Below are 19,103 nucleotides of genomic sequence, written 5' to 3'. Positions count from 1 at the left end.
GGTACGGAAGGACCCTCCCTCATGGCGCCCCGCCCGCCCGGCAGCCGCCCGCTGCGCACCCTGCTCGCCGCACTCGTCGCCGCCTCGGTGGCCGTACCCGTGTCGGGTGCGGCCCGCCCCTCGGCCGTTCCGGCACCTGTCCCCGTGTCCCTCGCACCGCTGCGGTCCCCCGGCCCCGGTGCCCTCGCCGAGCGGTACGCCGTCAACCGCGACAGCATCCGCGCGGCGGAGCGGATGGCCGAGGCCCACGGCGACCGGGCGCGGGCCGACGCACTGCGCGTGATGGCCGGTCCGGCACGGCAGTTCCTGTCCTTCGACGGCCGTAACGGGGGCCGCACCGTCGAGGTCGTCGGCGACCTGGCACGGGCCGACCGGATCGCCGTACTGGTGCCGGGGTCGGACACCAACCTCGACCGATACGGTCGTCTGCGGGACGGTGCGACGGCGCTCCGGCAGGAGCTGGGTGACCGGTCCGCCGTCATCGCCTGGGTCGGATACGAGACGCCGGCCACGATGAGCACCCGGGTCGTGACACCGGGCCTCGCCGAGGAGGCCGCTCCCCAACTCCGGGCGTTCGTACGTGAGACGGCCGCACTTCGGCCGCCCGCCCGGATCACCGTCCTCTGCCATTCCTACGGTTCCGTGGTCTGCGGCCGGGCCGCCTCGGGGCTCGACGCCTCGGACATCGTCCTGTACGGCAGCCCCGGGGCCGGTGCCGGCAGCGTCGCTGCGCTGCACACCCGAGCGACCGTGTGGGCCGGCCGGGGCGACGACGACTGGATCGCCGACGTGCCGCACGCCCAGGTGCAACTTCCCTTCTTCACATTGGGGTTGGGGGCCGACCCGGTCTCGCCCGCCTTCGGCGCCCGGCTCTTCCCGGCAGGCGCCGGCGGCCACAGCGACTACCTCGAACCCGGTTCCGTATCCCTGCGCAACCTCGCCCGGATCGTCTCCGGGCAGGACCCTGCCGAGGAGGGCCACCGTGCGTGACCTCGTCCGGCGGATCGCCTCCGCGACGCCGCCCGATCGTGACCGTGGCGTCGACGCACTGCGTGCGCTCGCCATCCTCGGTGTGGTGCTCGGGCACTGGCTGGTGACCGCCCTGGTCGCCGACAGCGGCGCGGTGCACGTCGCCAGCCCGCTGCACCACATGCCGCAACTCACCCCGGTCTCCTGGGTTTTCCAGACCCTTGCGGTGTTCTTTCTGGTGGGCGGCCGGGTGGCGGCGAGGAGTTACGCCGCCACCCGTGCCCGGGGCGGCACGTACGGGCGGTGGCTCCGCGCCCGGACAGCCCGGCTGTTGCGGCCGGTTGCGGCCGTCCTGGTGGTGTGGAGCGTGGTGGCGGGCGCGCTGCTCGCTTCCGGCGCCGGCCTGGAGACGGTACGCACGCTGGGCAAACTGGCGCTGTCCCCGCTCTGGTTCCTGGTGGTCCTCATGGCGCTGACGACGGCGACCGGGCTGGTCGCCAGGCTGCATCCGCTGTGGCCGCTCGCCGTCGTCCTGCACATCGACCTGATCCGGTTCGGCCTGGGCGGGCCGGCCTGGCTGGGCTGGATCAATGTCCTGGCGGGCTGGCTGGTGCCGTACTGCCTGGGGGCGGCCTGGGCCCGGGGCGGGCTGCGGAGCCGTCCGACCGGCTGGGTGCTCCTGCTCGGCGGCGGCACCGCCACCGCCGGCCTCGTCCTGTGGGCCGGCTACCCCGCCGCCATGGTCGGGGTGCCCGGCGCCGGCATATCCAACCTCAACCCGCCCACTCTCGCGGCCGTCACCTTCGGTCTCGCCCAGTCGGGGGCGGCACTGCTCCTGATCGGCCCGCTGCGCCGGATGCTGCAACGCCCTGCGCTCTGGGCGGCGGTGGCGCTGACGAACCTGTCGGCGATGACGGTCTTCCTGTGGCACCAGACCGCGCTGATGGCGGTGACGGCGGTCGGGCTGCTGGCGGGCGATCCCCTGCCCGGCCTGCACACCGTCCCCACCGGCTTCGGTTGGGTGCTCGCCCGGCTGGCCTGGCTGCCGGTGTTCGCGCTGACGCTGCTGATGTGCTGGGCCGCGTTCCGTACGTACGAGCAAGGACGTCGGGGCGGCACCCGGGTGGTACAGGAGGGGCGTCCCGCACGGACCACGGCGGTGCGGCGTGCTTAGGATGCGTCGTGTGAGCGAGGGGGGCGGGACCAACGGGGGGCGGCGGCTGCGGGAAGCCGTGCGGGCGGTGCCACGCACCCTGCGCGAGGACCTGTGCACCGTGGCGCGCGATCCACTGCCGAGCCTGCGCTGGCTGGGCCGGCTGCCGCACGCCCACGCGGTGCTGTTCGCGGTGCTCATGGGTCTGGCCAATGCGAATCAGTACGAGCCGCAACTCGAACCGGCCACGCCGTCGGCCACGACGACAGCCGTGGCGACGACCGTCGCGATGGCCGTGACGCTGCTCGTCGTGCTCCAGTCGGGCGCCGCCATCCTCGCGTTGTCCCGTCCGGTGCCCGCCTGGTGGCTGTCGACGCTTGCGCTCTTCCTGGCCAGGACCGTCGGCGAGACCAAGGTCAGCCACGCCCCGCTGTGGTCCTGGAGCTTTCCGGGTATCGCACTGCACACCCTTGTGCTGTTCCTCCTCGCGCTGCGGGTCCGCCCCCGGGTCGCGGCCGAGGCGCTGGGGCTCACCCTCCTTTCGGGATGGGCCGCACTGGCCTTCGCGGCCCCCGCCCAGCAACCGAGCCTCATTCAGGACGCCGTGGCCTGCACGACCGCGGTGGTGGTGGGCGCCTCGCTGCGCGGCCGCCGGGTGGCCCGCAGTCAACTCGTCGAGCAGGAGGTGCGGACCGCCGACGAGCGGGCGCGGCGCACCCTCCTGGAGGAGCGCAACCGGATCGCCCGTGAGCTGCACGACGTGGTCGCCCACCACATGTCGGTGATATCCATCCAGGCGCAGGTGGCTCCGCACCTGGTCAAGGAACCCACCGACGAACTCAAGGAGAATCTCGCGGGCATCCGCGAGAACGCCGTCGAGGCGCTGACCGAACTCCGGCGGGTCCTGGGCGTACTGCGCTCGGAGGACGCCCCGTCCGACGGAGTACGGCATGCCCCGCAGCCCACCCTCGGGCGGCTGGACGAGCTGGTCGGCAAGGTGCGCGGAACGGGACTCGCAGTCGTCACCGAGACCACCGGGCAACCGCGGCCGCTGTCGCCGGGAGTCGACCTGTCGGCGTTCCGCATCGTCCAGGAGGCGCTCAGCAACGCGATGCGGCACGCGCCCGGAGCGGCGGTGCGGGTGGACCTCGGGTACCGGCCCGGCGGGCTCACCCTGCGTGTCACCAACACCGCGCCGGACCGGCCCGCCCCGCCCTCGCCGGGCGCCGGCCACGGATTGCTCGGCATGCACGAGCGCACCGCCATGCTCGGCGGCGAACTGGCCACCGGCCCCACTCCCGACGGCGGCTACGAGGTGACCGCGATCCTTCCCACGCACACCGCCAAGCCTGCCGAACCCGGTGAGGATGCCCCATGACGCCCATCCGTGTGCTGATCGCCGACGACCAGATCATGGTCCGACAAGGGTTCACGGTGCTGCTCAACGCCGAACCCGGCATCGAGGTCATCGGCCAGGCGGTCGACGGCCTCGATGCCGTTGCCCAGGTCGCCGAACTCGCCCCGGACGTCGTCCTGATGGACGTCCGGATGCCCCGGCTCGGCGGCATCGAGGCGACCCGTCGGCTCACCGAACCGTCCGGCGCCACTGTCAAGGTCCTTGTCCTGACCACCTTCGACCTCGACGAGTACGTGTACGAGGCGCTGCGCGCGGGTGCCTCCGGGTTTCTTCTGAAGGACGCCTCGGCGGCCGAACTCGCCCAGGCGGTGCGGGTGGTGGCGGCCGGCGACGCTCTGCTCGCGCCGAACATCACCAAGCGGCTCATCGCCGAGTTCTCCCGGGTCACCAGCTCCCCTCGCACCCCGCTCAAGGACCGTGTCGGTGACCTGACGGAACGCGAGACCGAGGTGCTGGCCCTGATCGCCCAGGGCCTGTCGAACGGGGAGATCGCGGAGCGTCTGGTGGTGGCGGAGCAGACCGTGAAGAGCCATGTGGGCCGGATCCTGGTCAAGCTGGGCCTGCGCGACCGTACACAGGCCGCCGTCTTCGCGTATGAGACGGGGCTGATACGCCCGGCCGGATACTGAGCCGCCCTCCGGCAGGGCGCTGCCGCGGCGGCGGCCTCGGGGAGAGCCGACGAAGTGGGCGGCCCCGGCACGGCATCGGCCTGCGGTACCCCTCGCTCTTCCGCCGTGCGGCGGAGCGGCACCCACCTGGGGAGCGATGCAGGGCGTCGCGGCGAACGGGACCGTGGTGAGCGGCAGGGAATCGCCTCCCTGGCACACCGATTCCGGTCGATGACCGCATCCGCAGGAGGTAGCAATGCCCCGAATCCGCCGCCCGCTCGTCGTGGCCGCCGCCGCTCTCGCCGCCTGCACGGCGGCCGCACTGACCCTGGGCACGACCGGGCCGGCCGCGGCTGCCGAGGCCGGGCCCCGGGCCGTCCGGCACAGCGCCGACGCACCGTCGCTGACGGGCTCCGCCAAGCTCGCGCGACAGCCCGGCGACAACGTCCACTTCCGCATCAACGCCCACGGGTTCGCCGACAAGGCGCGCGGCACGTTCTACGTGAGCCATCATTTCGGCAAGGTCTGGGGCGGATATTTCCAGGGCCGTATCGACTGCCTGGTGACCGGTGGTCCGGTGGCCGTCGCCACCGGCATCGTGACCGCGTCGCACTTCAAGGGCGCACCGGGCATGCCGGAGATCGGGGACCTCAGGGGCAAGCGGTTCGGCTTCACCGTGCTGGACAGCGGCAAGAAGGGGGACCGGCTGGGCTACAGCTGGGCCATGGACGGCGTACCGAAGAACAGCGTCGGCAAGTGCCTGGGCTCCGCCCCGTTCGAGACCCTGGAGAAGGGCGACTACAAGGTGCACCACTGGATGCCGTCGCGCGAGGCCGCCAAGAACTGACCACCGCCCCTGAGCGACCCGGGGTGGCGAGCCTGCGCGCACCACCCCGGGCTGCCGCTCCGCCCGATTGCCTTCCGCCTCGCCCAGTTGCCCTTCTCCCTCGCCCAGTTGTCCTTCCGCCCCGGCCGGGCTCGCTCTCGCAGCGACGGCCGGCGCGAATGTGCGCCATGGCCCGCGGCTACAGCTGGAAGGAGTCGGCCAAGATGTCGAGCTGCGCGGTGAGCAGGGTCTGGGCCCGGTGCCCCATCCCGGCGTATTGGCCGGACACCTCCAGGCTGACCGTGCCGTGCAGTTGGGACCAGGCCAGCACCGTACCGGCGAGGGCGGTCCCGGCTGCCGCGTCGTGCGGAGCCGGCCCGGTGTGCTGCGCCAGCCAGCCGGCGACGTCGGCATCCCGGCGCACCCAGGCGTCCATTTCGTCGACGACCGGCCGCAGCGGCTCCGTGGGCTCGCCCTCGGCGAACACCTTCAGGAACGGGCCCAGGACGGCCCGCGCACGGAGCAGTGTGTCCGGCGGAGCCGCGTAGCCGGGGACCGGGGTGCCCTGGATCAGCAGATAGCGGTGCGGCTGCGCGACGGCCCAGCCCCGGTAGGCGTCGGCGAGGGCGTGCAGGGTGGCGCGCGCGTCGTCAGCGGCGGACGCACCGTCGACGTGCTCGACGGCCTGCGCCACCTCGTCGTAAGCGTCCCGGATCAGCTCGCTCAGCAGATCGTCCCGGCCCGCGAAGTAGCGGTAGAGGGCGGGACCCGACAGCCCCATGTCCTTGGCGATACGGGTGAGCGCCACGGCTTGCACGCCCCCTTCGGCAAGCTGCTGAAGCGCGGCCGCCTTGATCTCCGCGCGGTTCTGCTCGCGGTAGCGGGCCCGGGGACTCCGTGCCTCGGCGGCCATGTTCTCCTCCTGCGTTCGCGACGGTGTCCAGCGCGTATGAGCCGGGTGTGAGCGGCTGTGAGCGGGTGTCGCCGATCGTAGCCAACCCTCCTCTTGCGATGGTGCGTCGCTGTAGTTATAGTCTCTAACAGAAGCGAGAGGGCGAAACGAAACCCGCCCGCCGCTTCCCCGCCACAGTTCGTTGCCCATCGGTCATCGGCTCGTAGAGAAGGAACCGCCATGTCTGCCGCAGAACTTTCGCTCCACGCAGTGCTGGGCGCCGGCCCCGCAGGCACCACGCTCGCCGGTGAACTCGCCCGCCGCGGTCACGCCGTACGGCTGGTCAGCCGCTCGGTCCCGGACAGCGCCGCCGAGGGCATCGAGCGCTACGCCGCCGATGTGAGCACGCCCGACGGGGCACTGGCCGCCGTCGAGGGCGCCGCCGTCGTGTACCACTGCGTGAACGTCGACTATCACCGTCAGGTGGAAGTGATGCCCCGGGTCCAGGAGGCGGTACTGGCCGCCGTCGAGACCACGGGCGCCCGCCTGGTCGTGCTGGACACGCTGTACCCGTACGGCCCCACGCGCGGCGAGGTGATGACGGAGGAGACCCCGTGGCGGGCGACCAGCCGCAAGGGGCGGATGCGCGCACAGCTGGACGAGCGCTATCTCGCCGCCCACCGCGCGGGGCGCGCCCGTGTCGTCCTCGGCCGGTCGGCCGACTTCGTCGGTCCCGGCGTGCTCAACTCGTCGCTCGGCGGAGCGGTCTTCCCCGGCGCGCTGACCGGTGGCGAGGTCCTCGGCATGGGCGACATCGACCTGCCCCACAGCTACACGGACATCCGGGACGTGGCGACCGGACTCGCCACGCTCGGTGCCCACCCGGAAGGCGACGGCAGGGTCTGGCACCTTCCCACCGCGCCCGCCGTCACCACACGCGAGATCTACTCGATGATCGAGGAGCGGGTGGGGCGCCCGGTGCGGAGCGTGACCCTGGCCGAGCCCCGCCCCTTCGGGCCGTTCGACGCGACGTTCATGGACGAGTACGCGGAGATGTTCTACCAGCACACCGAACCGCAGATCGTGGACTCCGCCGCCTTCGAGCGCACCTTCGGGGTCCACCCGACACCCCTGGATGCGACCCTCGACGCCACCGTCGACTGGTACCGCGCGCTCCTGGCCGGCGCCCGGAGCTGAGCCGGCCGCACACACGCCGAAGGCCGACGCCCGGTGCGTCGGCCTTCGGCGTGCCAGTGGTGGTCAGGAAGCGCTGGGCAGCTTCACCGACCAGGCCGTCACCGACAGCGCCCCACCGTCCACGAGGGTGTCGAACGGCACGACGCTGTGCGAGTTGCCGCCCGTCGGAGACACCTGGAGGTACTTGGCCTGCGCGGAGGACGGACCCGCGTGCGTCCAGACCAGGTCCGCGAAGGCGCTCTTGCCCGGCTTCAGCGTGACCTGGTGCGCGCCCGGGTCCTTGGCGAAGTGGGTGTCACCGTGGTGCGCGGTGGTCTTCAGGGCCGTGTGACCGGCACCCTCCAGCGCCAGCCCCGGGTAACCGTTGATCGCGCAGGTGCTCTGACCGGTGTTGGTCACCTTCAGGTAGGTGCCCGAGTGACTCATTCCGGCCTGGCTCGACCCCGCGCTGGTGGTCGTGACCTTCAGGGTCCCCGGTGCGCACGAGCCGGCGGCCGCGCCGGGTCCTGCCGCACCTGCCGCGGAGGCAATTCCGGCGCTCGCTCCCACCGCAAGGGCGACAGCGGCGGTGACAGTGGCGGCGGTACGCAGACCACGGATGGTCATCAGTCATCAACTCCCTCTTCTCCGGAACCCGGAGAAACTTCGGTGCAACTCCCGCCGTGCGACCCGCTCGGCTCTCCCCGGCCGCCCGCGAGGAGCGACGCGCTGCGGAAGAGCCGGACCGCGGATCCGGGCGGTGAGTTCTTCTTCGTTCCGCGTCACTCACTCTCGGTGTGGCCACTGATGATCGGCTAACGCCTCGCTAATACCGGGGAAACCAGGGCGGGCGAGGAGGACAAAGGGGTTAGAGGGATGCGAGGAGTTCGAGGGGGTACGAGGAGTTCGCAGGTGGGCGCGGCTCCGCCGGGGATGATGCGGCTGAAGCCGTTCCGATCAGGCGTGCGATGCTGGAGCACTCCGGAGCACGACAAGAAGTGGGAGTGTACGGCAGCGTGATCGCAGCGATACGGCGGGCTGGGACGAGCACCTGGGACCGCTTCGCGGCATCCGACCCAGGGCTACTGCGACTGATGGCGGGGCTGCGGACGGTCGGAGCGATCGTGCTCACCCTCGTCTGTCTCGCGCCGCTCCACACCGACGTGACCTTGATGGTCGCGGGCGCCATGGCGGCGATGGTCGCCACCTTCGCGATCAAGGAGAAGGAGGTGCGCGGCCAGGCGATCACCCTTGCGCTGGGCCTGCCCGTCGCGCTGGCCGCCATGTCGCTGGCGGCGCTGCTGCACACCCTGGTCATCGCCGGTGATGTGTTCTTCGTCCTCCTGATCTTCGGCGCTGTCTACTCCCGGCGATTCGGTGACCGCGGCACCGCACTCGGCCTGATCGGATTTCAGGTCTACTTCGTCTCGCTGTTCGTGCATGCCACCGCCCCCGACCTCCCCGAGCTGTATCTGACCCTGGGCATCGCCTTCGCAGGCAGCGCGGTCGCACGGTTCGCGGTCGCCCCGGACACACCCCAGCGCACCCTGGGCCGCCTGCGTGCGGCCTTCCGGGCACGCCTCGCCCAGCTGCTGGCAACCCAGCTGGAGCTGCTGGACGCGGGCCCCGATGAACTGGACAAGGTCCTCGACGACCTGCGGCGGCACACCGCCCGGCTGCACGAAGCGGCCTTGATGATCCAGGGCCGCCTGGAGGAGGGGACGCGGGACGCGGCCGCGGCGGGGCTGGTGCAACGCCGCGTCGCGGATGCCGAGATCGCCGCCGAACGGCTGGGCATGCTGATACTCAACGCCCGCAGCGCGGAGCGGGCGGACACCCTCACCATGCATCTGCCGCACGCCCCCGTCCCGGCCACGGCGACCCGTACCCAGACCGAGGACGACGCGACCCGCACCCTGCGCCGGGATCTCAATGCCCTGCTCCTGCTGGTCGCACGGCGCGCGCCCGACGACCGCGGCACCGCGCTGGCCCATGTACGCAACCGGCTGCTCGGCTACCGGGACGAGGACAATCTGCCGCGCGCCTCGTCCGTCGTCCAGGACGTCTTCCGTGGGCTCGGTGAGGCCGCACGTGCCGTCCTGGGTCTGCGGCTGGCGCTGGACGGGCCGCAGGACGAATCGGACGACTCCCCGGCCACCACTCGCTCACGTGAAGAGTTCGACGCCGAGGATCTCGCGATCGTCGGGGCCGAGGAGTCCGACGACACGGAGGAGGACCGCACCGGGCTCCAACGGCCCACCACGCGGGCGGCGTTCCAGGTCTCCGTGGGCTCGACCCTGGCCATCATCGGCGGTGAGTTCCTCTCCAGCCAGCGCTGGTACTGGGCCGTGCTGGCCTGCTGGGTGGTCTTCCTCAACACCGCTTCCACGGGCGAGATCATGGTCAAGGGCTACCGCCGACTGGTGGGCACGGTGCTCGGCGTGGTCGCCGGTGTCGCCCTCGCCGGGCTGGTCGGCAACCACACCTGGGCCGCGTTCGCGCTCGTTCTGCTGTGCATCTTCGGGATGTTCTTCAGCGCGCCGCTGTCGTATGCGCTGATGTCCTTCTTCGTCACCGCGATGCTCGGGCTGCTCTACACCCTGCTCAACACCTACAGCCTGTCCGTGCTGGTGCTGCGCATCGAGGAGACGGCGCTGGGCGCCGCCTGCGGGATCATCGCCGCCATGGTGGTGCTGCCGGTGCACACCGACCGCCGTACGGACGAGCTGCTGGGCACGGTGCTGGTCCGGTTGCGGGATGTCGTCTCCGCCGCGGTGGAGCAGCTCAGCGGCGGCCCCGCCGTCGACCTGCTGGGCAAGGCGCGCGATCTGGACACGGCGCTGGACGATCTGCGCGCCTCCACCAAGCCTCTGACGCATCCGATCACCCCGCTGCGGGTCCGGCGGCAGACCGCTCGTTACCTGGTGGCACTCCTGGAGACCTGCGCCTACCACGCCCGTTCCCTGGCGGCGACGGCCGAACTGGTGCCGTACAGCAAGACCGTCGCGGCCGACCCGCGCCTGGAGCGCGCCGGCCGGCGGATCGGGCACAACATCGATCTCATCGTCGCGCGCGTGCTGGAGGAGAGCACCGAAGGCGAGGTCGAATCCGGCGTCAGCATCGCCGCGATGCTGGACGCGGCCGGCTCCGGCGCCCTGCGGTCGGGCTCCGTCACCTTCCGCGTGCTCCGGCATCTCCAGCGCCTCGACGAGGGCGTGGTGGGCCTCGCCCGCCCCCTCGACGTACCGGTGGCGGGACGGAAGGCGGGCAAGGGCATCTAGGGCCAGTTGGCGGCCGTCCGGCGCGGGTGCTGGTCGCAGTCCGCGACGAGTGGCTGCGACCAGCGTTTTCACACCGCCTCCTAGTCGGCCTGCGGCCACTTCCAGCCGAGCTGGAGGAAGAGGCCGAGGCGGTCGCTGACCGCCCGGATCTCGGTGATCTTCCCCTCGGTCACAGTGAAGATCCAGATCGCCTCGTTCTCGAAACTCCGGCCGGTCGGATCGGGCATGCGCGCGTGGGCCCCACGGTGGACACCGCGCTGGGTGACCCGGGCGACCACCCGATCCCCCTCGCCGACCAGTTCGTCCACGCGGACAGTGAGCGGGTCGAACGCGACCAGCTGCTGACGCAGGCCCTCGAACGCGGCCCCCGGCTCGTCGGCCTCGCCATAGATCATCTTGTTGTGGTCCACGACGTCGTGCGCCATGAACCGGGGCAGGTCCTCGAGCCGACGGTCACTGACCGCCTCGAAGAAGCCCAGGACTGTCTTCTTGTTGCCGTCCACCACGGTGGCCCCCCCCCATTTGATTGCCAGTCAGCTGCGGTGAGCCTAACCACGTGATGCACGATCCTTCCCCTGGCACAGGCAGTTAGCGACATGCACTGACCGGTAACTCGCAACAGGCCCTGTCTGGAGCGCATTTCGCAAGTGCCCGTCACACAGCGCCGTTCGAGGCAGTTGCTGTCGAATTCGCTTGTCCGCCCTTGCGGCGCCGCACTACCGTGCCGATGTGGATCTCTTCTCACGCTCTTGGACAGCGTTGCGCACGGCTGTCGCCGAACTCCCGGACAAGGACTTCGCGCAGCCGTCCGGCTGCACCGGCTGGCTCGTGCGGGACCTCGTGTGCCACCTGATCATCGACGCGCAGGACGTCCTGATCACCCTCGTCACCCCCGCCGAAACCGAACCCACCGTCAACGCGGTGACCTACTGGAACGTCGAGGACCAACCGCCGACCGGCGAGGACCCGCTCGACGCGCTGACCGTCCGGCTGGCCGCCGCGTACGAGGAACCACGCCTGCTCAAGTTCCACCTCGACGACGTCGGCTCCGCCGCCGGGCGCGCCGCCGCACTCGCCGACCCCGGCGTCCGGGTGAGCACCCGCGACGAGGTCCTCACGGCGGGCGACTACCTCACCGCGTACGTCCTGGAATGGACGCTGCACCACCTCGACCTGATCGCGTACCTCCCGGACGCGGCGGAACCGCCCGCGGAGAGCCTGGCCCGATCCCGCGCAACGCTGGAGAAGATCGCCGACGCCGCGTTCCCCGCGTCGTTCAGCGACAAGGACGCACTTCTGGTCGGCACCGGCCGACGGGCACCGACCGACGCGGAGAAGGCCGAACTCGGCGAGCTGGCCGCGAAACTGCCGCTCGTCCTGGGCTGATACGTCCCCTGTGGAGGGAACGGGTGGGTGAGGCAGGGCGTCCTGCCTCACCCTTCGGCGGTTCACGCCGACATCAGGGCCCATCCGGCGGCAGGCCCTGGGTCCCGTGCGCGTCCGGACCGGTACGCCCGTGAGCCTTCGTCGAAGGAGCTCAGTCGCCGGCCGCGCCGGAGCGGCACGCGGGGTGCCCCCAGCCCTCCGGGTTCTTGGTGATGGGCTCGCCCGCCGCGTAGGAGCGTCCGCAGCGGCAGCGTCCGGGAAACTTGGCGTTGAGTGTCCGCGTCGCATTCCCCGAGGCGCGCCGCTTCGGCGAGGACGCCGTTTTCGCCACCGCGCCGGAGGCCCCACGGCGAGATCCGGAAGGCCGGACGGTGTCAGGGGCGGGCGGCGGCTGCGGGGAGCCGAGCTCGCTGCCGGCGGCCTCCTGGACGATCGCCGACTGGCTCGCGGCCCGGTCGGCGAAGTCATTGAGCGGGTCGCCGTCCACTTGGTGCGCGGGCACGTACCGGAACTCCACGGAGCGGTCCGTGAGCAGTGCGTCGATGCGCATGACGAGTTCCTGGTTGGCGACCGGCTTGCCCGCCGCGGTCTTCCACCCCTTGCGCTTCCATCCGGGCAGCCAGGTGGTGACGGCCTTCATCGCGTACTGGGAGTCCATCCGGATCTCCATCGGAACGGCCGGATCGGTGTCCGCCAGGAGACGTTCCAGTGCCGTGAGTTCCGCGACGTTGTTGGTCGCGGTGCCCAGCGGGCCGGCCTCCCACCGGACGACGGTCTCCGCACCGTCGGCGATGACCCAGGCCCAGCCCGCGGGCCCGGGATTTCCTTTCGACGCGCCGTCACAAGCGGCGATCACGCGTTCAGCCATGCGCGCGATCATGCCAGCCGGTGGCGCCCCGAGCGAAGCCGCCTCCATCGGCGCCCCGTGTTCGGCCACCTCCTGAGTCCCAGGTCACACTCTGCACCACGGTCGACCGGGCGCCGCCACGGACCGTAGCCCCGCCACGGACCCGAGCGAGACGTCGCACTCCCCTGCGGCGCACCCACCCGGCCCGGATCAGTTGCCCGCTGTCTTCTCCGGGCGGAGCTCACTCGGCCGTACGATCACGAAGCCCTCGCCGTCGAGGCGGAGTTGGACGGCCTCGCCGGAACCGCCGCGGAGCATCGAACCGAGGCTCTGCGAACGGTGCAGCGAGGTCTGGAGGCCGCTGCTCCAGCCGACCACCGCATCGGTGTCGACGAAGACCGGGGACTGCGGGGAGACGGGGATGACGAGGGGATTGCCCTCGCACATCACGGCCAGCTTGCCCTGGCCGCTGAAGACGGAGTTGAAGAGCCCGCCGCCGACCATGCCGGCGCCCTTGACGACCTTGATCCCGTAGGAGAGGGACGGGTCGAAGCACAGCACATTGCGGCCGTTGACGGTGATGCCGTCGCCGGGGGCGAGGTCGATGATGAAGCAGTTGGCGGCTTCATGGGCGAACCACACCTCGCCCCGGCCCCGTATGGCCATCAGTGCCAGCCCCTCGCCGGTGACCGCGCGCTTGAGGAACTTGCCGACGCCCTGCCCCTGCTTCTCGAAGTGCAGATCCCCGCGGTAGGCGATCATCGAGCCCTGCCGCGCGTAACACTCGCCGTCCAGCGCGTACTTGATCGACTTGGCGTTCTGCTGGGTCATTCCGGGGGCGGTGGCCGGCGTGGCCATGTTCTCGGACGCGAAGAGATCACTGTTCATGGCAGCATGCTAGGCGGGTCCGGGAGAGGGCACACCGGAACGCCCGGCCGCGGGTACGGAGGCGCCTCGGCCCACCCGGCCGCGGCCTCCGGAGGGTCGGCGGAAACACGACCACGAGTCCGTTGCTTTGTAAACAATGAGACACAAGAACACTCAAAATAGGTAAACCACAGCAGTCGGGCGCAACGTGCTCTAGCGTCACGTCCGACACGGGGTGGTTGTGTGGCCGGGGGGCTCCAGCCGCGCCGGAAGTGAGGGGACGACCAAGTGGGGGGCCATGGGGTTGTTCGAAGCTGCCGGATCACGGGTGATCGAATCACCTGCCGGAACAGCCAAGTTGGATCGTGCGCCGGAGCGCAGCGAGAAGGACGGACACCGGTCGGCGGAACGACGTCTTGTGCAGGCGGCGTTGGCCGTGGACGCCGTGGGTGCCCTGGTTCCGGTCGGCGCGCTCTGCGCCGTGACCGGGCAGCCACAGCCATGGCTCACGGCGGTGCTGGCCTGCCTGTCGTGGCTGGCCGTCGGACTATCGAAGAATCGTTACACCAGGGATGAGCATGGCGGTGGCGCCGCGGTGATGCCGGTCGTGTGGGACTGGCTGACCATGCTCGGCGTCCTGGCCGTCGTCTGTGTCGGGGTGCGGGTCGAGGTGGGCCTCAAGGTCTGTGTGGTCGCCTTGTTGCCCTGCCTGGCGCTGAGTGTGGCCCGGCGCAAGCTCGTGCACCGGTACCTGCTCGCCATGCGGCGTCGTGCGCAGGCGTTGCGCCGGGTGCTGGTCGTCGGGGAAGCGGGCGCCGTCGACCTGGTGCTCGCCGAGCTGGCGCACGGTACCGACCACGCCTACGTCGTCGTCGGCAGCTGCATCGTCGGGGAGGGAGCCACCGAATCGGCGCTGCCCGTCCCGGCCCGGCTCGCGTCCGACGGTGAGGCACCCGAGGGTGCACTGGACGGGGAGACCGTGCTCGGGTGCGCCGCGGAACTCGATGCCGATGTCGTCTTCGTGGCGCCGGGCCGTCAGCTGTCCGCCGCGCGGGTGCGGCGGCTGGCCTGGGCGCTGCACGACGGAGGCCGGAATCTGGCCATACTTCCGGGCCTGATCGATGTGTCACAGCACCGGGTCCGGCTCGCCAAGGCGGCGGGCCTGACCGTGATGCACATAGACCCGGCGGCCCGACGGGGCCTTCCGGTACTGCTGAAGCAGGCCACGGACCGGTTGGGGGCCGTGCTGCTGCTCGTGCTGCTCGCCCCCGTGTTCGCCGCGGTGGCCGCGGCCATAAGGCTCACCACGGCAGGACCGGTGTTCTACTGGCAGATCCGGGTCGGCCGGGATCTGATGCCGTTCCGGATGTGGAAGTTCCGCACGATGGTCGTCACCGCCGACCGGATGCGGGCCGCGCTGGAGTCGGCGAACGAGCACGACGGGGCGATGTTCAAGATGCGGCGGGATCCCCGGGTGACACCGGTGGGCCGTCTGCTGCGCCGCTTCTCGCTGGACGAACTGCCCCAGCTCTTCAATGTCCTGGCCGGCCATATGTCGCTGGTCGGCCCGCGGCCCCCGCTTCCCGAGGAGGTCGAGCGGTACGACGGGACCGAGGTCCGCCGGTTATCCGTCAAGCCGGGGCTGACCGGCCTGTGGCAGGTCAGCGGGCGCTCCGATCTCTCCTGGGACGAGACCGTCGCACTGGACCTGAGCTATGTGGACAACTGGTCCTACGCCGGCGACCTCGGTGTGCTGATGCGGACCGTGCGTGCCGTCGTGGACGGGCGCGGTGCGTACTAGAACCATGGGACACCGGTGTGTGTCCGGCGCGCCGCCGAAGGGCGGGCGCCGGACACACACCGTGGGACCGGCCCGGTCACACCCGGGCCGGCTCCGCCTGCCACGCCCGGTAGGTCCGGGCGATGCCCTCGGCCAGCGGGATGGTGGGCGACCAGCCCAGGGCGCGCATCTTGCTGATGTCGAGCAGCTTGCGCGGGGTGCCGTCGGGGCGGGACGGGTCGAAGGAGATCCGCCCTTCGTATCCCACCGCGGAGGCGACACAGGAGGCCAGGTCGGCGATGGTCAGGTCCTCGCCGCATCCGACGTTGACGGTGTCGTCGCCGTCGTAGCGGCGCAGCAGCACCTCACAGGCCGCGGCCAGGTCATCGACGTGCAGGAACTCGCGCAGCGGTGTGCCGGTGCCCCAGAGCGTGAGCTCGGCCAGTCCCTTCTCCTTGGCCTCGTGGAAGCGGCGGATGAGCGCCGGCAGGACATGCGAGGTCTCGAGGTCGAAGTTGTCGCCGGGCCCGTAGAGGTTCGTCGGCATGGCGGAGATGAAGGAGGCACCGTATTGCCGGCGGTAGGACTTGACCTGGACCAGGCCGGCGATCTTGGCGATCGCATACGCCTCGTTGGTGGGCTCCAACGCCCCGCTCAGCAGGGCGTCTTCGGTGATGGGCTGGGCGGCGTGCTTGGGGTAGATGCAGCTCGATCCGAGGAACAGCAGCCGGCGGACGCCGGCGTGGTGCGCACCGGCGATGACGCTGAGCTGGATGCTCAGGTTGTCCTCCAGGAACTGCACGGGGTAGGTGCTGTTGGCCATGATTCCGCCGACTTTGGCGGCCGCCAGGACGACGGCATCGGGCCGGGCCGCACGCAGAAATGCCGCGGTGGCGTCGGCGTCACGCAGGTCGAGTTCCGCGTGCGTACGGGTCAGCACGTCATAGCCCTGGGCGGTCAGCCGCCGGGCCACGGCAGATCCCACCAGACCTCTGTGGCCCGCGACAAAGACGCGAGCAGGTGTGGGCAGCAAGTCATCCATGGGCCGGATTGTGTCATTGAACCCGATACGTCCACCGACTATTTCAGGAAATATCTGCCGCACTTCGCTCTCGACCACCGGCCACGGAGCGGGTAGCGTCCACGCCCCGCGGTCCGCCGGCGCGTGGGTATTCCATCGATCGATCCCGATGTACATCACTTCTCGTGGGGGGAAGCCATGCCGAAAACCGCGGTCATCACCGGAATCACCGGCCAAGACGGTTCATATCTCGCCGAATTGCTGCTGAGTAAGGGCTATGAAGTGCACGGGCTGATGAGACGCTCGTCGAGCTTCAACACCGAGCGCATCGACCACATCTACCAGGACCCGCACACCCCGGACCGGCGGCTGCTGCTGCACCACGTCGATCTGTCGGACGGGGTCGCGCTGGTGAACCTGCTGCGTGATGTGCAGCCCGACGAGGTCTACAACCTCGGTGCCCAGTCCCATGTCCGGGTCTCCTTCGACGCGCCCCTGTACACCGGCGATGTGACCGGGCTGGGCGCCGTACGGCTGCTGGAGGCCATCCGCGCCGGCGGGGTGCAGACCCGGCTGTACCAGGCCTCGTCCTCGGAGATGTTCGGCGCCACCCCGCCCCCGCAGAACGAGGCGACGCCCTTCCACCCGCGCAGCCCGTACGGCTGCGCCAAGGTCATGGCGTACTGGTCCACGGTCAACTACCGTGAGGCGTACGGCCTGTTCGGCGTCAACGGCATCCTCTTCAACCACGAGAGCCCGCGGCGCGGCGAAACCTTCGTCACCCGCAAGATAACCCGCGCGGTGGCCCGCATACAGGCAGGCCTCCAGGAGCATCTCTACCTGGGCAACCTGGACGCCGTCCGCGACTGGGGTTACGCCCCGGAGTACGTCGAGGCCATGTGGCTGATGCTCCAGCGGGACGAGCCGGACGACTATGTGGTGGCGACCGGTGTGGCCGCGACCGTACGCGACTTCCTGGAGGCCGCCTTCCGCACGGTGGGGCTCGACTGGGAGCGCTATGTGCGCTTCGACCCGAAGTACGAGCGACCCTCCGAAGTGGACGCACTCATCGGCGACGCGTCCAAGGCCAAGCGCCTGCTGGACTGGTCGGCGAAGGTGCAGTACGACGAACTCGCCCGGATCATGGTCGAGTCGGACGTACGGCAGCTGGCGGCCGAACTCTCCGGCCACCGGGTGCGGGTGGACCGATGACACCTGTCGCCACCACCCGCCGGCTGCGCGGTTTCACCGGCGCCGGCTATGACAAGGGCCGGGGCCTGCTGACCCAGGCCGCCTGGTTCGCCGTGCTCAACCTCCTGTTCCTGAAGTGGTGGTTCCCGCCGCGGCTGCGGCCCCCGCTGCTGCGGGCCTTCGGCGCCCGCGTCGGCGAACGGGTGCTGATACGGCACCGGGTGCGGGTGCAGTGGCCGTGGAAGCTGACGGTCGGCGACGACGTCTGGATCGGTGAGGACTCCTGGCTGATCAACCTGGAGCCGATCAGCATCGCCAGTGATGTCTGTGTGTCGCAGGGCGCCGTGCTGTGCACCGGAAGCCATCAACGGCGCTCGCCCACCTTCGAGTTCGACAATGCGCCGATCCGGCTGGAGCCGGGTTCCTGGGTGGCCGCCCGTGGCATGGTGCTGCGCGGCGTCACGGTCGGGGCGGGCGCGGTGGTCGGCGCCGGTGCGGTCGCCCACCGCGATGTGCCGGCGGGGGCCGTGCACACCACCGGGGGTGCCGTATGAGGATCACCCATGTCGTGACCCTGGTCAGCGATGACGGGGCGTACGGCGGTCCGGTGAGCGTGGCCACCGGGCAGCTGGGCGAACTGGCCGCGCGCGGCCACGAGGTGGAGCTGATCTCGCTGTGGCGGGGGCGGGGCGCGCCCCCGGGGTCCGTGGACGGCGTGCCGCTCCGCGCCCGCCCGGCCCGCACCCTGGTGCCGGGGCAGGGTTTCCTCGGCCTGTTCCACCCGGGACTGCTGCCGGTGCTCTGGCGGCGGGCGGGCCGGGCCGACGCCCTGCATCTGCACGCCGGACGCGATCTGGTCTCACTGGCCGCGCTCGCGGTGGCCGTGGTGCGCCGCCGCCCCTTCGTGGTGCAGACACACGGCATGGTCCAGCCCCGCCGCTCGGCGGTGGCGCGGCTCTTCGACCGGGTCTATGTCCCGCTGCTGCGCCGGGCGGTGGCGGCGCTGGTGCTCACCGACGAGGAGGAGGCCGGGCTGCGGAAGGTGCTGGGCCCGCGCGGGCCACGCCTGGTCCGGCTCCCCAACGGGGTCCGTGCCCGGCCCCTCGACGCGGAGCGGAGCGAGACGGATGTGCTCTTCCTCGCCCGCCTCCAGAGCCGCAAACGCCCCGAGGCCTTTGTGCGGATGGCGGCCCTGGTGCACCGCAAGCGGCCCGAGGTGTCCTTCACCCTGCACGGTTCGGACGAGGGGCGGCTCGCGGAGGTCCGGCGGCTGATCGCAGACGAGGGGCTCGGCGAGGCGGTGACGTACGGCGGGGCCCTCGATCACGACGCCGCGGTGCGACGGACCGCGCGGGCCACCGTGTACGTCCTGCCCAGCGTCGACGAGCCGTTCCCGATGAGCGTGCTGGAGTCCTTGGCGGTGGGCACCCCGGTGGTCTGCACGGACAGCTGCGGTATCGCCGCGGCTCTCCAGCGGCGCGAGGCCGCTCTGGTGACCGACGGTTCGCCGGAAGAGCTGGCGGACGCGGTGCTGCGGCTCCTGGAGGACCGCACGCTGCGGGAGCGCCTCACCGGCGCGGGCCGTGCGGCCGTCGAGGCGGAGTTCTCCATTGCGGCCGTGACCGACCGGCTGGAGGAGTGGTACGCCTCGCTCGCCCGGCCCGGCGGCGGGTGACCCGGGGCGGCGGG

The 19,103-nt window shown here is 71.1% G+C and carries 18 protein-coding genes; 12 read left to right on the top strand and 6 right to left on the bottom strand.

From position 1 onward, the window contains the following. The first annotated feature begins 21 nt into the window (after positions 1-21). The 5 genes from IF67_RS0105490 (at position 22) to IF67_RS0105470 (ending at position 4,994) form a co-directional block, all read left to right on the top strand. Complete coding sequence (locus tag IF67_RS0105490; RefSeq protein WP_030982696.1) at positions 22-990, top strand: alpha/beta hydrolase; 969 nt, start codon at positions 22-24, stop codon at positions 988-990. Further along, positions 983-2,143: an acyltransferase family protein gene (locus IF67_RS0105485; protein WP_030982694.1), complete on the top strand. Its 1,161-nt coding sequence runs from the start codon at positions 983-985 to the stop codon at positions 2,141-2,143. Before IF67_RS0105490 ends, IF67_RS0105485 begins: the two co-directional genes overlap by 8 nt. Before the next feature lies 1 nt (position 2,144). Further along, complete coding sequence (locus IF67_RS0105480; protein ID WP_051817614.1) at positions 2,145-3,500, top strand: sensor histidine kinase; 1,356 nt, start codon at positions 2,145-2,147, stop codon at positions 3,498-3,500. Then, entirely contained in the window at positions 3,497-4,168 is a 672-nt protein-coding gene (locus IF67_RS0105475) for a response regulator (RefSeq protein WP_030982690.1), read from the top strand. The genes IF67_RS0105480 and IF67_RS0105475 overlap by 4 nt, the downstream gene beginning before the upstream one ends. A 235-nt stretch (positions 4,169-4,403) precedes the next feature. Beyond that, on the top strand, positions 4,404-4,994 hold the full coding sequence (locus IF67_RS0105470) for a hypothetical protein (protein WP_030982688.1): 591 nt from the start codon (positions 4,404-4,406) through the stop codon (positions 4,992-4,994). A gap of 178 nt (positions 4,995-5,172) precedes the next feature. Here IF67_RS0105470 and IF67_RS0105465 read toward each other — a convergent pair whose 3' ends face one another. Further along, positions 5,173-5,886 carry a TetR/AcrR family transcriptional regulator gene (locus IF67_RS0105465; RefSeq protein WP_030982686.1) on the bottom strand — a complete coding sequence of 238 codons (714 nt, stop codon included), beginning with the start codon at positions 5,884-5,886 and terminating at the stop codon, positions 5,173-5,175. Between the two features lie 219 nt (positions 5,887-6,105). Here IF67_RS0105465 and IF67_RS0105460 point away from each other — a divergent pair, with 219 nt between their 5' ends. Beyond that, the gene (locus tag IF67_RS0105460) at positions 6,106-7,062 is read left to right on the top strand and encodes an NAD-dependent epimerase/dehydratase family protein (RefSeq protein WP_030982684.1); all 957 of its coding nucleotides are present in this window, start codon (positions 6,106-6,108) and stop codon (positions 7,060-7,062) included. 63 nt (positions 7,063-7,125) lie between these two features. On the opposite strand, the gene IF67_RS0105455 is transcribed toward IF67_RS0105460, so the two are convergent. Beyond that, positions 7,126-7,668 carry a DUF4232 domain-containing protein gene (locus tag IF67_RS0105455; RefSeq protein ID WP_030982681.1) on the bottom strand — a complete coding sequence of 181 codons (543 nt, stop codon included), beginning with the start codon at positions 7,666-7,668 and terminating at the stop codon, positions 7,126-7,128. Positions 7,669-8,135: 467 nt separating this feature from the next. Here IF67_RS0105455 and IF67_RS0105450 point away from each other — a divergent pair, with 467 nt between their 5' ends. Further along, positions 8,136-10,322: an FUSC family protein gene (locus IF67_RS0105450; RefSeq protein ID WP_051817612.1), complete on the top strand. Its 2,187-nt coding sequence runs from the start codon at positions 8,136-8,138 to the stop codon at positions 10,320-10,322. An 80-nt stretch (positions 10,323-10,402) separates the two neighbouring features. Here the strand turns inward: IF67_RS0105450 and IF67_RS0105445 are convergent, their stop codons facing one another. Further along, positions 10,403-10,828 carry an ester cyclase gene (locus IF67_RS0105445; protein ID WP_030982676.1) on the bottom strand — a complete coding sequence of 142 codons (426 nt, stop codon included), beginning with the start codon at positions 10,826-10,828 and terminating at the stop codon, positions 10,403-10,405. Between the two features lie 223 nt (positions 10,829-11,051). Between IF67_RS0105445 and IF67_RS0105440 the strand changes: the two genes are divergently transcribed. Beyond that, positions 11,052-11,708 carry a maleylpyruvate isomerase N-terminal domain-containing protein gene (locus tag IF67_RS0105440; protein ID WP_030982674.1) on the top strand — a complete coding sequence of 219 codons (657 nt, stop codon included), beginning with the start codon at positions 11,052-11,054 and terminating at the stop codon, positions 11,706-11,708. Positions 11,709-11,859: 151 nt separating this feature from the next. On the opposite strand, the gene IF67_RS0105435 is transcribed toward IF67_RS0105440, so the two are convergent. Then, positions 11,860-12,588 (bottom strand): ribonuclease H family protein, encoded by a 729-nt coding sequence (locus IF67_RS0105435; RefSeq protein ID WP_030982672.1) that lies wholly within the window; start codon positions 12,586-12,588, stop codon positions 11,860-11,862. A 177-nt stretch (positions 12,589-12,765) separates the two neighbouring features. Beyond that, complete coding sequence (locus IF67_RS0105430; protein ID WP_030982671.1) at positions 12,766-13,443, bottom strand: AIM24 family protein; 678 nt, start codon at positions 13,441-13,443, stop codon at positions 12,766-12,768. Between the two features lie 277 nt (positions 13,444-13,720). Here IF67_RS0105430 and IF67_RS0105425 point away from each other — a divergent pair, with 277 nt between their 5' ends. Further along, positions 13,721-15,223 (top strand): exopolysaccharide biosynthesis polyprenyl glycosylphosphotransferase, encoded by a 1,503-nt coding sequence (locus IF67_RS0105425; protein ID WP_420708606.1) that lies wholly within the window; start codon positions 13,721-13,723, stop codon positions 15,221-15,223. Positions 15,224-15,299: 76 nt separating this feature from the next. On the opposite strand, the gene IF67_RS0105420 is transcribed toward IF67_RS0105425, so the two are convergent. Further along, positions 15,300-16,244, bottom strand: a complete 945-nt coding sequence (locus tag IF67_RS0105420) for a GDP-L-fucose synthase family protein (RefSeq protein WP_030982667.1) — start codon at positions 16,242-16,244, stop codon at positions 15,300-15,302. A gap of 177 nt (positions 16,245-16,421) precedes the next feature. On the opposite strand from IF67_RS0105420, the gene gmd reads away from it, so the two are divergent. From gmd to IF67_RS0105405, 3 genes are read left to right on the top strand one after another with little or no spacing between them, the layout of a single operon-like run. After that, positions 16,422-17,435: a GDP-mannose 4,6-dehydratase gene (gene gmd / locus IF67_RS0105415; protein ID WP_030982664.1), complete on the top strand. Its 1,014-nt coding sequence runs from the start codon at positions 16,422-16,424 to the stop codon at positions 17,433-17,435. Continuing rightward, positions 17,432-17,968: an acetyltransferase gene (locus tag IF67_RS0105410; RefSeq protein WP_030982662.1), complete on the top strand. Its 537-nt coding sequence runs from the start codon at positions 17,432-17,434 to the stop codon at positions 17,966-17,968. Before gmd ends, IF67_RS0105410 begins: the two co-directional genes overlap by 4 nt. Further along, on the top strand, positions 17,965-19,089 hold the full coding sequence (locus tag IF67_RS0105405; protein WP_037838842.1) for a glycosyltransferase: 1,125 nt from the start codon (positions 17,965-17,967) through the stop codon (positions 19,087-19,089). The genes IF67_RS0105410 and IF67_RS0105405 overlap by 4 nt, the downstream gene beginning before the upstream one ends. Positions 19,090-19,103: the final 14 nt, after the last annotated feature.

The sequence above is a fragment of the Streptomyces sp. NRRL S-1813 genome, from assembly GCF_000719605.1.
Taxonomy (GTDB): Bacteria; Actinomycetota; Actinomycetes; order Streptomycetales; family Streptomycetaceae; genus Streptomyces; species Streptomyces decoyicus.
Note: the sequence above shows the minus strand (reverse complement) of the source record. Positions and strands in the feature narration are given on the sequence as shown.

Bases quoted from the DNA above. Each gene is read 5' to 3' on its own strand.
- IF67_RS0105490 (WP_030982696.1), top strand. From the start codon at position 22: ATGGCGCCCCGCCCGCCCGGCAGCCGCCCGCTGCGCACCCTGCTCGCC.
- IF67_RS0105480 (WP_051817614.1), top strand. From the start codon at position 2,145: ATGCGTCGTGTGAGCGAGGGGGGCGGGACCAACGGGGGGCGGCGGCTG.
- IF67_RS0105475 (WP_030982690.1), top strand. From the start codon at position 3,497: ATGACGCCCATCCGTGTGCTGATCGCCGACGACCAGATCATGGTCCGA.
- IF67_RS0105470 (WP_030982688.1), top strand. From the start codon at position 4,404: ATGCCCCGAATCCGCCGCCCGCTCGTCGTGGCCGCCGCCGCTCTCGCC.
- IF67_RS0105465 (WP_030982686.1), bottom strand. From the start codon at position 5,886: ATGGCCGCCGAGGCACGGAGTCCCCGGGCCCGCTACCGCGAGCAGAAC.
- IF67_RS0105460 (WP_030982684.1), top strand. From the start codon at position 6,106: ATGTCTGCCGCAGAACTTTCGCTCCACGCAGTGCTGGGCGCCGGCCCC.
- IF67_RS0105455 (WP_030982681.1), bottom strand. From the start codon at position 7,668: ATGACCATCCGTGGTCTGCGTACCGCCGCCACTGTCACCGCCGCTGTC.
- IF67_RS0105450 (WP_051817612.1), top strand. From the start codon at position 8,136: ATGGCGGGGCTGCGGACGGTCGGAGCGATCGTGCTCACCCTCGTCTGT.
- IF67_RS0105435 (WP_030982672.1), bottom strand. From the start codon at position 12,588: ATGATCGCGCGCATGGCTGAACGCGTGATCGCCGCTTGTGACGGCGCG.
- IF67_RS0105430 (WP_030982671.1), bottom strand. From the start codon at position 13,443: ATGAACAGTGATCTCTTCGCGTCCGAGAACATGGCCACGCCGGCCACC.
- IF67_RS0105425 (WP_420708606.1), top strand. From the start codon at position 13,721: ATGGGGTTGTTCGAAGCTGCCGGATCACGGGTGATCGAATCACCTGCC.
- IF67_RS0105420 (WP_030982667.1), bottom strand. From the start codon at position 16,244: ATGGATGACTTGCTGCCCACACCTGCTCGCGTCTTTGTCGCGGGCCAC.
- gmd (WP_030982664.1), top strand. From the start codon at position 16,422: ATGCCGAAAACCGCGGTCATCACCGGAATCACCGGCCAAGACGGTTCA.
- IF67_RS0105410 (WP_030982662.1), top strand. From the start codon at position 17,432: ATGACACCTGTCGCCACCACCCGCCGGCTGCGCGGTTTCACCGGCGCC.
- IF67_RS0105405 (WP_037838842.1), top strand. From the start codon at position 17,965: ATGAGGATCACCCATGTCGTGACCCTGGTCAGCGATGACGGGGCGTAC.